The 13,262-nt window shown below is 67.3% G+C and carries 14 protein-coding genes and 1 tRNA gene; all 15 read right to left on the bottom strand.

The features are described from left to right. Positions 1-16: 16 nt before the first annotated feature. The 15 genes from nusG to MU856_RS02305 all read right to left on the bottom strand — a co-directional run bounded on the left by nusG (position 17) and on the right by MU856_RS02305 (position 13,258). Entirely contained in the window at positions 17-553 is a 537-nt protein-coding gene (gene nusG, locus MU856_RS02375; RefSeq protein ID WP_003049140.1) for a transcription termination/antitermination protein NusG, read from the bottom strand. Between the two features lie 40 nt (positions 554-593). Then, positions 594-791 (bottom strand): preprotein translocase subunit SecE, encoded by a 198-nt coding sequence (gene secE, locus MU856_RS02370; protein ID WP_040590458.1) that lies wholly within the window; start codon positions 789-791, stop codon positions 594-596. A 376-nt stretch (positions 792-1,167) separates the two neighbouring features. Then, a tRNA-Phe gene (locus MU856_RS02365) sits at positions 1,168-1,243 on the bottom strand. 97 nt (positions 1,244-1,340) lie between these two features. Beyond that, entirely contained in the window at positions 1,341-1,535 is a 195-nt protein-coding gene (locus tag MU856_RS02360; RefSeq protein ID WP_062901987.1) for a DNA gyrase inhibitor YacG, read from the bottom strand. After that, positions 1,525-2,487, bottom strand: a complete 963-nt coding sequence (locus tag MU856_RS02355; RefSeq protein WP_062901986.1) for a hypothetical protein — start codon at positions 2,485-2,487, stop codon at positions 1,525-1,527. Before MU856_RS02355 ends, MU856_RS02360 begins: the two co-directional genes overlap by 11 nt. Further along, positions 2,480-3,076, bottom strand: coding sequence for a Maf family protein (locus MU856_RS02350; protein WP_082819915.1), 597 nt, complete (start codon positions 3,074-3,076; stop codon positions 2,480-2,482). The genes MU856_RS02355 and MU856_RS02350 overlap by 8 nt, the downstream gene beginning before the upstream one ends. Continuing rightward, positions 3,073-3,291 carry a translation initiation factor IF-1 gene (gene infA / locus MU856_RS02345; RefSeq protein WP_003049127.1) on the bottom strand — a complete coding sequence of 73 codons (219 nt, stop codon included), beginning with the start codon at positions 3,289-3,291 and terminating at the stop codon, positions 3,073-3,075. The genes MU856_RS02350 and infA overlap by 4 nt, the downstream gene beginning before the upstream one ends. An 83-nt stretch (positions 3,292-3,374) precedes the next feature. After that, positions 3,375-4,241: a cupin-like domain-containing protein gene (locus tag MU856_RS02340; protein WP_062901985.1), complete on the bottom strand. Its 867-nt coding sequence runs from the start codon at positions 4,239-4,241 to the stop codon at positions 3,375-3,377. Beyond that, positions 4,238-5,422, bottom strand: a complete 1,185-nt coding sequence (locus MU856_RS02335; RefSeq protein WP_062901984.1) for a GNAT family N-acetyltransferase — start codon at positions 5,420-5,422, stop codon at positions 4,238-4,240. The genes MU856_RS02340 and MU856_RS02335 overlap by 4 nt, the downstream gene beginning before the upstream one ends. A gap of 77 nt (positions 5,423-5,499) precedes the next feature. Further along, positions 5,500-7,395 (bottom strand): XrtA/PEP-CTERM system amidotransferase, encoded by a 1,896-nt coding sequence (locus tag MU856_RS02330; RefSeq protein ID WP_263588284.1) that lies wholly within the window; start codon positions 7,393-7,395, stop codon positions 5,500-5,502. 13 nt (positions 7,396-7,408) lie between these two features. After that, positions 7,409-8,920 carry an EpsI domain-containing exosortase gene (locus tag MU856_RS02325; RefSeq protein ID WP_062901982.1) on the bottom strand — a complete coding sequence of 504 codons (1,512 nt, stop codon included), beginning with the start codon at positions 8,918-8,920 and terminating at the stop codon, positions 7,409-7,411. Next, positions 8,917-10,122: a TIGR03087 family PEP-CTERM/XrtA system glycosyltransferase gene (locus MU856_RS02320; protein WP_062903140.1), complete on the bottom strand. Its 1,206-nt coding sequence runs from the start codon at positions 10,120-10,122 to the stop codon at positions 8,917-8,919. The genes MU856_RS02325 and MU856_RS02320 overlap by 4 nt, the downstream gene beginning before the upstream one ends. A gap of 8 nt (positions 10,123-10,130) precedes the next feature. Then, positions 10,131-11,177: a FemAB family XrtA/PEP-CTERM system-associated protein gene (locus MU856_RS02315; protein ID WP_062903141.1), complete on the bottom strand. Its 1,047-nt coding sequence runs from the start codon at positions 11,175-11,177 to the stop codon at positions 10,131-10,133. Between the two features lie 17 nt (positions 11,178-11,194). Then, positions 11,195-12,055, bottom strand: coding sequence for an XrtA system polysaccharide deacetylase (locus MU856_RS02310; RefSeq protein WP_234179413.1), 861 nt, complete (start codon positions 12,053-12,055; stop codon positions 11,195-11,197). 45 nt (positions 12,056-12,100) lie between these two features. Beyond that, the gene (locus tag MU856_RS02305; RefSeq protein ID WP_234179411.1) at positions 12,101-13,258 is read right to left on the bottom strand and encodes an XrtA/PEP-CTERM system-associated ATPase; all 1,158 of its coding nucleotides are present in this window, start codon (positions 13,256-13,258) and stop codon (positions 12,101-12,103) included. Between the last annotated feature and the right edge of the window lie 4 nt (positions 13,259-13,262).

The following is a 13,262-nucleotide window of genomic DNA, read 5'->3' as shown; positions in this document are numbered from 1 at the left end:
CGACGGCCCACGGCCATCACTTCATCCGTTCGACCTGCTCGAAATCGAGCTCGACCGGCGTCGCACGGCCGAAGATCGATACGCTGACCTTGACGCGCGCCTTGTCGAAATCGAGTTCTTCGACCACGCCGTTGAAGCTCGCGAACGGGCCTTCGAGTACCTTGACCTGATCGCCGATTTCGTAATCGACGCGAATCTCGGTCTTCGGGCGCGCAGCGGCTTCTTCCTTGCTGTTCAGGATACGCGCGGCTTCGGCTTCGCTGATCGGCTGGGGCTTGCCCGACGACCCCAGGAAGCCCGTAACCTTCGGCGTATTCTTGACGAGGTGATAGACATCGTCGGTCATCGTCAGCTTGGCGAGCACATAGCCGGGGAAGAATTTGCGTTCGGACTGAACCTTCTTGCCGCGCTTGACCTCGGTCACCGTTTCGACGGGCACTTCGACCGCCTCGACGAAATCGCTGAGGCCAAGGCGCTCGGCTTCGGTGACGACCGAATCGCGAACCTTGTTCTCGAAACCCGAATAGGCGTGAATGATGTACCAGCGCGCCATCTGTGCGTGTCCTGTCCTGAAATTGGGTGTGAAGCGCGGATCAGCCCGCGAGCGACGTCAGCCAGCCGACGATCAGCTTGAATACCGTGTCAACGCCGAAGAAGAACAGCGACAGCAGGATCGTCATGATCAGAACCATGATCGTCGTCTGCATCGTCTCGCGGCCCGTCGGCCACACGATCTTGCCGGCTTCCGCCTTTACCTGGTTGACGAATTCGCCAATTTTGGGCCTCGCCATATCGATCGTCCCGTCCTTCATGCGTCTCAGTTCACGGCCAGATGGGTTGCCGCCCCCGCCGCGTCAAGCACGGCTTCAGGCAATAGTCCGCCCACCCTCGCCGAGCATGTCGGCGAAAGGCGGAAGGAAAACGGCGCATCTGTCCGAATGGGCGGCCTTTAGCCGCGCGCCAGAGCCTTGGCAAGCGATTGCCGCATGGCACCCCCGCCCCGGCCCGGGATATCGCGCCATGCACGCGCCCACAGAAAGCTGGCCGGGAATTTTCGGATCGGAACCGAGCGGCATGACGCGCCACGCCGCGCCGACGAGCCACGCGAGCCATCGCAGGAATATTATCTCGGTTTCAAGATGTTCCGGATCGGTCGCCAAGGGACCGTGGTGCCCGGGGGCGGGATCGAACCACCGACACTGCGATTTTCAGTCGCATGCTCTACCAACTGAGCTACCCGGGCAGGGGCTCCACAAGGCCGTGCGGCCTGTTCGGGAGCCGCGGCTATAGGCAGGGGTTTCGATCCTGTCCAGAGCCTTTGTTGCGCAAATTTCTTCCTGTCATTCATCCTCGAAACGGTCGCCGTCGAGGCCCCCGTCGGGCGCCTGATCGACCGGTACGCGATAGCCTTCGTCGAACCAGCGATTGAGGTCGCGGTCGCGGCAGCCGCGGCTGCAAAAGGGCTTGTAAGCCTCGTCGCGCGGCTTGCCGCACAAGGGGCAGCGGCGCGATCTGGCGGCGGCATTACTGGGCATGGCCCGTTCCTTTCACTTGCGCATCGGCGGCAATCGCAACCGCGCGCCCGGTGCGCCGTTCGAGCAGCGCGCTCCAGTGCGGGTGCGCGCCGATCCATTGGGCAACGGCCGGTCGCGCCGTGAGTTGCAGCGGTCCGGCACCAACCGCGCGCTCTGCCTGGCGCAACAGCAGCGCGGCGTCGGTCGCCACGGGATCGAAGCGGACCTGTTCGATCAGCGACGGGCGCTCGCGGCGCCGGATGATCTGCAGAAAGCCGAACCCGTTGGTCCCGGTGCGCTCGAACGGCTGCGGGAAATACGCATCGACCCAGCCATCGACCGCCCGCCGCTCGGCGCGGCCCGGCAGCGAGGGAAAATCGATGCCGATCGAACCGCCGATATCGCAGCAGCGTACAACATGCGCCGCAGCTGCCGCGCCGGCCTGCGCCAGCGCCAGCGGATCGCCGTCGCCGTCGATGTCGATGAGCAGCATCGCCGGCGTGGCATCGACCCACAGCGCGCCGCCGGCGAAAGGCCAATGGCCGGTGCGAACATGATCGATCAGATCGGACCAGCCCGCTTCCTCAAGCCGGTCGGGACCGGTCGGCGCCAGGTCGGTCACCGGCAGGCCGCTCGCGGCGATGCGCGCGCGCAGGTCGGGACCGTCATCCGGCTCGGCGTCGCTAAGCCGACCGCGCGCGGGCTTGTCGCGGCCGCGCTCGCGCAGCGCCATGCGCGTGATCTCGACCGCCAGCCGCGTGCCGAGCGGAACGCCCCTTGCCGCCACGGTCGCGACGGGGTCGCCCGGCAGGTCGAGCCGCACCACCCCCGGTTCGATCAACCGCCCGGTGATAATAGCACCGACGCGCGGCCGCTCGCCCTCGCGTTCGATCCGCGCTTCGATAATATGACCGTCTTCGATTAGCGCGGCCCGCGCCTCGCCGATGCCGGCTTCGTATAGCCACTCAGCCAAGTGGCACTCCGGCACTCGTCAGCAGCGCGCGCGTCTCGAAGATCGGCAGGCCGACGACGTTGGAATGGCTGCCCGAAAGGAAGCGCACGAACATCTCGGCCTTGCCCTGGATGGCATAGCCGCCGGCCTTGCCCATCCCCTCGCCGCTCGCGACATACCAGTCGATCTCGGCGGGCGTCAGCCGTTTGAAGGCGACGACGGTATCGGCGACGCGAACGCGCGGGCGGCCATCCGCCGCGACGACGCAAACCCCCGAATAGACATGATGGCGCCGTCCCGACAACAGGCCGAGCATCCGGCGCAGATCGGCCTCGTCGGCTGGCTTTTCGAGGATGCGGCGCCCGACCGCGACGGTCGTGTCGCCCGCCAGCACCACCTCGTCCGCCGCGCGGTCGACGGCGCGGGCCTTGCTCTCGGCGAGGCGCGCGACATAGGCGCGCGGCAGTTCGCCCTTCAGCGGGGTTTCATCGATGTCGGGAGCCGCAATGCGCGCCGGCTCGAGACCGATGCGCGCCAGCAGTTCGAGCCGACGCGGCGACGTCGATGCGAGCACGAGCGACGGTGCGGGCAAGATCGCCGCCCCGCTCACTTGAAGCGATAGGTGATCCGACCCTTGGTCAGGTCATAGGGGGTGAGTTCGACGAGCACTTCGTCGCCCACCAGAACGCGGATGCGGTTCTTGCGCATCTTGCCGGCCGTATGGCCCAGAATTTCATGGTCGTTTTCCAGCCGGACGCGGAACATCGCGTTGGGCAGAAGTTCGACCACCTGGCCGCGCATTTCGAGAAGTTCTTCTTTCGCCATCTATCCTCTATGGGCTCGAAATTTAAGGATGCGCGCCCATAGCTCCAAATGCGCGCAATTGAAAGCCATCTGTCGCCGCGGCGTCAGGACACGAGTTTCAGCTTGCGCGCGACACGCCAGCCGACGGTCTTTGCCCGGGCATAGCTCGGCCAGCGTGGCGGCATTGCGGGGTTCAATCCCATCCGGCGCAGCGCGGCGTTGGCGGCATGGGCTTCGGATTCGCGGTAGCTCCATTCGCTGCGCCAGGTGATCGAGAGCGAGATCGAGGGCGCGTCGCCGTTGCGGACATAATGCGGCGCCATCACCGGCATCAGCACCGCATCGCCCGGCGCGAGCGGGACCGCCTGTTCGGCGCCTTCAAAGCCATCATCCCACGGCAGGTTGCGGTGACCGCCGGTGTGGTAGCGCTCGTGCTCGATCCGGTGGGCAAAGCGTTCGTCGCCCGCAGGCCAGACGTGCATCACCTTGCTGCCGCGAAGCTGGAGCAGGATGTTGTGCTCGGGATCGAAGTGATAGGGCGTGATCGATCCCGGCGACGAGATGAAGACGAACCCCTGCGGCGTCAGCATCGCGCCGGTGCGCGGCGAAACAATGGGTTCCAGCTCGCCGAGCAGGTCCATCAACAGCGCCCGATAGGCATCGACCGTTTCGATATTCTTGAGTACCGCCCAACTGCGGTTGCTGTCGATGGTGCGGATCGTTTCGGCAATCGACAGCCCGTTCGATGGCACATCCTCGGGCCGGATACCGACAGGCAGATCGCCCGGATTATATTCGACCTGCGACCCCGGCAAAGTGTCGGCGAGCGCCGCCAGCGCATCGAGCGAGAGCAACGGATGGTCGGGCAGGCGGTGGTGCAGCAGCCCCGCCTGCGCCGGATAGAGCGCGGTCATACGCTCCAGCGTTTCGGGCGGAAAGACACGAACTTGGTCGGCGGATTGCGCGGTCATGACGGATCCTGTTCGATCGGCGGTTTGGGGGCGGCGCGCTTCAGACGGCGCCAGATTTTCTCGGCACGCGCCAGCGCGCGAAAGCGCCAGCGATCCGAGGCGCCCGACAGGGGCGCGTTGATCCACACCAGCCGGCGCCGTTCGCGCCAGACGCTGTCGATCATCGGATGATCGGGCGCCGCGCAGCTGTCGACCCATGCGACGCGCACGTCGCCGAGAATGTCGAGATTCGCCTGCTGAAGCAGCACGCCGGGCGAGAAGCGGGCATATTCCTCGTCGAAGGCGGTCTTGAAGGAAAAGGCGCCTGGTGGCGTCACGAAATTGATCAGCAGCGCGATCGGCCGCTCGCCAAGATCGAGCGCGCGCATGTCGAGCCGGCCCGCCTGGGCCGCTGCGGCAAGGATCGCGCGGAACCAGGCCTCGGTTTCGCTCTGGCTCGCAAGCGCCGACCCCGCGCGCCCCTTCCAGCCGCGCGCTTCGAGGTCGAGGAAAGCATCGATCCAGCCCTCGATCGCGTCGCCGCTGCGCCACTGGCGGAACGCCAGCGGCCCCAGTTCGGCAAGGCGGTTGGCCTGGCGCCGCAATTCCTTGCGCTTCTTGCCGCGCATGGCGGCTTCCCAATAGGCGGCCGGCGACAGGTCGCTTTCGAGCAGCGCGCGCTCCTCGCGGTGGACCGCTTCGGCCTCGTCGCCGCGACCGCGCACGACTTCGGCCAGCGCGCGATGCAGCGGGCCGTCTTCGGTCAATCGCGACACCTGAACCAGCGTTTGCGCCCACGGCGCAGCATCGCACCAGCCAAGCAGGATCGACCAGAAAAGCGTCTCGTAGCCCGCGCGCACCAGCGGGGCGCCGTGAAAATGATTGGGATGCGCCCAGCCGACAACATGGCGGAGCGGCAGCGGGCCGTAGCGGGCGGCGGGCGCCAGCGGCATCACGCCGATCAGCGGCCCGTCGCTGCCCGTCATCACCATCACCAGCCGCGCCTGCCGCTCGGGATCGAGCAGGTGCAGCGCCGATTGCAGGCACCAGCGTTCGACGAAGGGATTGGGCTCGCTCGCCGCCGCGGCCAAGCCGTCCCAGGCCGCGGCAAGATCGTCCGACAACGCGAGCGGCTCGACAACACGAACGGTCAGCGGCGCGGCTTCGGCGGCATGGGTCGGAAAGGCGGGATGCACCGTCATCGGCGGCGAGCCTAGCAGCGAGTTGTTAAGAAGCGGTGGCGATTCAGCGGCTTCGCACCACGCGCGCCGCCGAGAAACTAGATACCAAAAAGCTTCGCCAGCGACTTTTCCAGCATGAAAAATTGCCAGATCAGCCGCCCATGATCGCGGCGGCCCGACTGGTGCGCGACGACAACGCGTTCGATCTCCGCCATGTCGAACCATCCCGCCCGCGCAAGTGTTCCCGAATGGGCAAGCGCGCGCGCCTGTTCGGTCAGCGCGCCGCGGAACCAGTGCGACACCGGCGTCACGAACCCCATCTTGGGCCGGTACAAAATGTCGTGCGGCAGATAGCGCTCCATCGCCTGTTTCAGGATCGCTTTCCCCGTCCCGCCCTTCACCCGCATCGCGGCGGGGAGCGAGGCTGCGAATTCGACGAGCCGGTAATCGAGCAGCGGCTCGCGGGCTTCCAGGCTGACCGCCATGCTCATCCGGTCGGTCTTGGTCAAAATGTCGCCGGGCAGCCAGATCTTGAGATCGGCATATTGCGCGCGGTCGAGCCGTTCGCGCGCCGGCGCCTCGGCCATCGCCTGCCAATAGCGCGTTTCCGCGACATGATCGCCGAGCGCGCGGATCGCGGCATCGTTGAACAATCGCGCGCGCTGGTCCGGGCCGGTGACGCCAACCGCTTCGGCGTAGCCTTCGGCGCCACTCTTCGACAGGCTGGCTAGTGTCGCACGGGCGCGCAGCGGGCGCGGCGCCCAGTCCATCTGCGGCCAGATGCGGGCGAGCGGCCCCAGAAGATTGCGCCGCAGCACGGCGGGGATCAGCGACCGCAACCGTTCCTCCTGATGATGGAAGACCAGCCGGCGATAGCCCGCAAACGCCTCATCGGCGCCGTCTCCCGACAGCGCGACCGTCACCTCTTCGCGCGCCAGTTCGCAGACGCGATAGGTCGGCAGCGCGCTCGCGTCGGCGAAGGGTTCGTCGAACATGTCGGCGATGCGGTCGACCAGCGCGAAATCGGCGGCCGCGACGGTGCGGGTGCGGTGGTCGGTTGCGAAGCGGTCCGCGATCGTCGCCGCATAGGCCGTTTCGTCGAGCGCTGCCTGATCGAAACCGATGGTGCAGGTCTTGACCGCTTTCGCGCTCGCCTCGGCCATCAGCGCCACCACCGCGCTCGAATCGACGCCGCCCGACAGAAACGCGCCGAGCGGCACGTCGGCGACCATGCGGTCGGTGACCGCGGCGCGCATCAGATGGACGAGATGCTCGGCCGCCTCGCCTTCGCTGGCGCGGATGCGGTTCGAAAAATCGGGCGACCACCAGCAGGTCGGGGCCGGAAACGGCTTGCCGCGTTCGAGCAGCAGATAATGGCCCGCGCCCAATTTGCTGACGCCTGCCATCATGCAATTGTCGTCGGGCACATAGCCGAGCGCCAGAAAGTCCTCGACCGCCGACAGATTGGCCTCGCGCCGCAGCAGCGGATGCCGCAGCAGGCCCTTGAGTTCGGACGCAAAGGCGATCGATCCGTCCGACAGCCGCGCGAAATGCAGCGGCTTCACGCCCAGCCGGTCGCGCGCCAGGAACAGGCAACCCCGCTGATGGTCGTGAATTGCAAAGGCGAACATGCCGTTGAGCCGCGACAGGCAATCCGGACCCCACTGCCGCCACGCCGCCAGAATCACCTCGGTATCGCCGCTGGTGCGAAAGCGGTGGCCACGGTCTTCGAGTTCGGCGCGCAACTGCCGGAAATTATAGATCTCGCCGTTGAAGCTGATCGTCACCGCCTCGTCGTCGCTCGCCATCGGCTGCGGGCTGCCTTCGATATCGATGATCGACAGCCGCAGATGCCCCAGCCCGACGCCCGGTGCGGTCCATTCGCCCGATCCGTCGGGACCGCGATGACTCATGGGATGCAGCATCGCGCGCAGCCGCGCGGGATCGACGGGCTTGGCCGTCTCCAGATGATAAATGCCCGCGATCCCACACATATGGGAAGCAGCCCTAGCGCAGTTTCAGCGCGCGGTCAGCCATCGCCTGCGCTCCGCCCGACGCGGAAAGGAAATCTGCGATCGCATCGCGGCCGCCCGCGCGCTCCTCCGCCGTCAGAATCAGCGCCAGCGCGCGCGGATCGCCGCCGAGCAGCCGCGCCCTGAGTTCGGCCAGTTTCGCGGCGCGCGCGCTGCCCGTCGCGCGGCCGTCGACGACATACCAGGTCGCAGCGTCGCGCAGCACCGGGCCGGGATGAAGCAGCCGCTCGGTCTTGGCGCCGTCGACCGCGGGCAGCGCCGCGCTCCACGCCCATTTGCTGTCGGGGTCGATCGCGCCCTGACCGAAACCGACGACCTCGCGGCCTTCGGCCTGCCGTTCATAGCCTCCGATCGCGACCGTGACGCGGCGTCCTGCGGCATCGACGAAATGCCGGACCAACCGGCGGTCGGCACCGTCGAAGCGCGGATGCCAGGCGGCGCCCTCGCTCGCTGCGTCGTGCCAGCCCGGCGGCGGCGCCACCGCCATCGTCGCGGGCAGCGGCGCTGCGCGGCCCCCAATCAGCGCGGCCCACCCCAAAAAGGCGAGCGGCAGCGCGAAGGCGAGCGCCAGAACCGCCGGCGTCGGACCGACAAAGCGCGGCGGCGCATTCAGCCCGGTGATGTCGACCGCCACGTCGTTCGCGGGCCGGTCGAACCAGCGCCGCGCGACCAGCATCACGATCAGGATCACGATCCCGAAGAATATCCAGCCATAGAAGACATGGTCGATGCCCCCCGCGGCCTCGATCCCCCAGATTTCGGCGGCGACCATCGTACCATAGGCGCGCAGCGCATTGGCGGCGACGGTCGTCGCGAGCGCCGCTGCAACGAAGACGATCCGACGCGTCCAGCTTTTGAAACAGAGATGCGCAGCGAACACCGAATAGGCGAGCATCGCGATCAGGAAATTGACCCCCGAACAGGCCTCCGCCACCTCGAAGAAGCCGGCGCGCGTGGTGATGAACACGCCCTCGATCGCCGCGTCGAGCCCCGACAGATGAAGCAGGACGACGCTGATCCGCGCCGTCAGCGTCTGGAGCAGCGGTACCAGTTCCTCGCCGAAGGGTACGAGCAGCAGCGCATAGCCAAGCGGGAAGAGAAGCGCGCGCACGAGCTTTTCACCGAGCACCGCACCGACCGCACCCTGCAGCATCAGGACAAGCCCCAACTGCCGGAACAGGCCGACGCCCGCCGCCTCGCCCACCAGCCAGACGAAACCGCCGCCCGCCAGCCAGATCGTGCCCGGCCACCACCAGGCCGGAGCGAGCGTGCGCAGTTGTGGCCAGCGCTGCTGCACCAGCCAGCCGATCATCAGCACCATCAACAGGCAATGGGTGAATGTCGAACTATGCCACCAGATGCCCGCCATGTCGGCGGCATCGCGCGCGAACAACAGCAGGATTGCCGCCGCGAGCGCGCCAAGCGCGGCGAGATGCCGCTGCCACAGGGACCAGCCGCGCGCCGATGCGATCGGCCGGGCGGTCATTCCGGAAGCCCCAGCAAATCGCCGAGCGGTTCCAGCCGCGCGTCCCACCCGTAGCGCGCGATCATCCGATCGCGGGCGCGGGCGCCCATCTGCGCCGCGGAACCCGGATCGGCGAACAGGCGCGCGATTGCGTCCGCCATCGCAGCGGCTCCGTCGGCGACGAGCAGATGGTCACCCTCGACCGCGTCGATCCCGGTCGCGGCGGCGGCGCTCGCGACGACCGGCCGCGCCATCGCCATCGCTTCGAGCAGCTTGTTCTGCACCCCCCGCGCGAGCAGCAGCGGCGCAACGACGACATCGGCGGCGGCGAGCCACGGGCGCACGTCGGGGACTTCGCCGGTGACGGCAACGCCGGGCAGCCGGGCGAGCAGCCGCACCTCTTCGGTCGGCGCACGGCCAACGATCGCAAAGCGCGCCCGCGGTTCGCGCTGGCGCAGCAGCGGCAGCACCGCCGCCGCAAACCAGCTCACCGCGTCGATATTGGGGCGATAGTCCATCTGCCCGGTGAACACCGCCAGCGGCCCATCGCCTTCATCCACCGCCGCGAAATCCTGCGCCGGGTCGAAACGGTCGGTGTCGATGCCATTTTCGACCGCGACGGCGATGTCGCCGCCAAGGCCGCTGCGCGTCCGGAACAGCGCCGCCTCCGCCTCGCTGACGAACAGGCTGGTATCGACCGAACGTGCGACTTTCGCTTCATAGGCGCCGAGCTTTGCCGCTTCGCGCCGGTGAACCCAGTTCATCGGCTGGCGCCTGTCCTGTTCGGCATAGGTCGCGAATTTGGCCGAATCGACGTCGACAAAATCCATGATGACCGGTCCGTCGAAGCGCGCCGGAAGATATTGCGCCATCTGGCCGGAGAAGGCGACGATATGGGTAATGCGCCCGGTTGCCAGCAAGGCATCGACGTAGGAGGCGACCACGCCGCTGCGGAACAGCCGGTTCGACACCGGCTCGCCGCGCAGCACCGCCTGCGCGAGCGCGATGGGCCGCGAGGCGCGGCGCGCGTCGATGCACAGGCTTTTACAAAGCGGCGCCATTTTCGCCCGCGCCGTTTCGGCCTCGTTCGCATCGTCGGCGAGCGCCGCGACATGGACGGGCGCCAGCTTGCGCAGCGCCTCGAACATGTGCCAGCTGCGTATCCGGTCGCCGCGGTCGGGTGGCCAGGGCGCGCGGTGAACCAGGAACAGGATTTCGGCCATCGCGCCGGTCACCCCAATCCGCGCGCGATCAGCGGCCCGATGCGGTTGGCCGCCCACAGTGGCAGCTTCTTCCACAGGTCGACCTGCAACCGGTATTTGGCGCTGTTCGGGTTGGTGTCGCGCGGCGCCCGGCCTGGCGCGAGCCAGCGCGCATAGGCCAGCGGGCGGGGTTCGAACCCCCAATTCTTCTTGTAGGCGAAGGGCCCGGTGCCAAGCTTCGAACGGCCGAAATCGAAACGGGTGCAGCCGCGCGCGCGGGCATGCCCCATCAGCGCGTAATACATCAGCTCGTTGGCGCGCAGCCCGCGCGCTTCCGCCGTCCCGCCGCCCCAATAGGGCATCACCGTGCCGCGCCAATAGAGGCTGAGCACGCTCGCCACCGGTCGGCCGTCGACGCTCACGGTCAATATGTCGGCATCCTCGCCAAAGGCGTCGAGCACCGCATCGAACAGCGCCTTCGGAAAGACCGGCGTGCCGAGGTTGCGAACGCTCGTCGCGTAGATGCGGTAATGGTCGCGCCGCTCGGTGGCATCGCGCCCCGTGCTCACCGACAGATCGCCCGCCAGCGCCTTGCGCACCTCGGCGCGCTGCTTGCGCGGGACGGCGAGCAATTCGGCTTCGTCATCGGCGGCGAGGTCACGCGTGAAGCCGGCGTAGACATCGTCTTCGCAGCGCCACCCCTTGCCTTCGGGCAGCGGACCGCCGCGCAGTTCGACCGACGGAACGCCGAGCGCGCGGGCCAGGTCGGCGGCGCCCTTGGCCAGGGTGGCGGCAACCGCTGCATCGTCCGCCAGCAGCCCGCCGTCGACGGCGAAGCCGCTGCCGACCAGCGCCTGTCCGAACAGCGGCGAGCGGACATGGTGCAGCGGGACGAGCCCCGTCAGCGCGCCGTGCGCATCGCGCGCCGTGACGAGATGGCAGCGGTGCCCCGTGGCCTTCGTGATCGCTTCGCACCAGGCGCGCGTATGAAAGGGGGTCGCATCGGGGTGCGCGGCGACATAGGCGTCCCACGCCGCCGCGTCCGCAAGTGGCGCACCGGCAAAGGCGTCGCTCATCGTTTTGACGGGTGCGTTCACGCCGCGGCGCGCCACGGCCGGGCGCGCTCCTGCTGCGCCGCAAGCAACGCATCGGCGCGCGTCCATTCGAAATCGTCGAGCAGCTTCTTCAGCTTGCCCGCCATCGCGGAGAGGCCAGTATAATGCCGGACCTTCGACCGCAGCGGCGCATCGGCAACGCGCGGCTGACCGGGGTCGATCTCCCACGGGTGGAAATACAGGATCGCGGGATGCCCTTCGCGATTCATCCGCTCGATCGCCCAGCGCGTGAAACCATAAGGAAGCAGTCGCATGAAACCGCCCCCGCCCGCGGCAAGCGTCCGGCCCGCGAAGCGCGCGGTCGTCACCGGCCATTCGATCAGCGCGCTGTCGGGAAGCGGCTGCCAAGCATGGCGCGGGCTTTGCGCCCAGCCATAATGATCGTGCACCACCGGCGCGACGCTGCTCGAATAGGCATAGCCCTGTTCGGCAAGGACGGCATGCGCCCAGGGCGTGCGCGCATCGACCGAAAAGCTGGGTGCGCGATAGCCGCGCACAGGCTGGCCGCCGAGATTTTCGAGGATGGTGCGCGTCTTTTCAAGGTCGGCGGCGAATTCGCCGGCCGTCATCTGGAACACGCGCTTGTGATCATAGCCGTGGCTCGCAAGCTCGTGCCCCGCATCGACGATCCGCCGGATCAGCGCGGGATAGCGTTCGGCGACCCAGCCGAGCGTGAAGAATGTGCCCCGAACCCCGGCCTCGGCGAACAGGTGCAAAACCGCATCGCAATTCGCCTCGACCCGGCATTCGAGCGCCGGCCAGTCGGCGCGATCGATCGTGCGCTCAAAGGCGCCAACCTGGAACCAGTCCTCGACATCGACCGACAGGCCGTTCTGCATCGTCCATCACCTCTGCCGGTCGCATAGCCGAAATCGGCGCTGCCGTCAGGCCGCCCAAACCTGCGATTTTGCGGGGTTGGGGGCGTTTTCGGGATCGCGCTCGACCCATTCGATCAGCAGATCGAGAACCCGCCGCAGCGCTTCGTCCTGTTCGGCAATCCGCGTCTCTAGCGCCGAAATCTGCGCGTGCAGCGCATCGAACTGCGCCGTATCCCGCGGAACCGCGACTGCCGGCGCAGCGGCGTCTGTCGCGGGCGCCGCGAAGGGCGCGCGCTCTGCGCTTGCCACCGGCCATTCGTGCGGCACGGCGGCGTGCGGCGCGCTCGCCGTTGCGGCTTGCGCCACCACCTCCTCGACCGGCAGCGGCGCAAGGCTCGCCTCGTCGATGCCGCGGTCCGATTCGATCTCGGCAATCACATTGCGGACATGTTGGGCGTTGATGCGGTTGAGTTCCTCGACCGCGCCGAACAGCAGCAGGCGACTGACGAGGACGTTGAGCTTGCGCGGCACACCTTCGCTATAATCATACATCAGCTCGAAACTGTCGGGGCTGAAGCTCGGGTTGCCCGTCCAGCCCACCTTGCCGAGGCGGTGGAGGATATAGGGTTCGACTTCTTCAGGCTCCATCGGGTCGAGATGGTGCGTCGCGATCACGCGCTGGCGCAATTGTTCCAGCGTCGGCGAATGAAACAGCGTCTGGCGGAACTCGGGCTGGCCGAGCAGGAAGATCTGCAAAAGCGAATGGCCGCCAAGCTGGAAGTTCGACAGCATCCGCAGCTCTTCGAGCGCCGAGATCGCGAGATTCTGCCCCTCGTCGACGATCAACAGCGTGCGGCGGCCGGCGCGCGCCTGTTCGCGCAGATATTGCTCCATCGCGCGCAGCAGTTCGGCCTTGCTCTGCCCTTCCCATTCGATGCCGAATTGTTCGGCAACAAGGCGCAGCAGATCGTCGCCCTCGACCTGTGTCGACACCAGCTTGACCGCGGTCAGCCGGTTCGGATCGATCGTGTTCATCAAATGGCCGACCAGCGTCGTCTTACCCGCGCCGACATCGCCGGTGATGACGATGAAGCCTTCGCCCTGCGCCAGCCCATAGCCAAGGTAGGACATCGCCTTGCGGTGCGTTCCGCTCTCGAAATAGAAAGCGGGATCGGGCGTCAGCTGGAACGGGCGTCCGGTGAAGCCGTAGAATTGATCGTACATCGCA

This window comes from Sphingopyxis sp. GC21 (genome assembly GCF_025727575.1).
Classification (GTDB): Bacteria; Pseudomonadota; Alphaproteobacteria; order Sphingomonadales; family Sphingomonadaceae; genus Sphingopyxis; species Sphingopyxis terrae_A.
The sequence above is the reverse complement of the archived record's forward strand: the minus strand, read 5'-3'. Positions and strand labels throughout refer to the sequence as shown.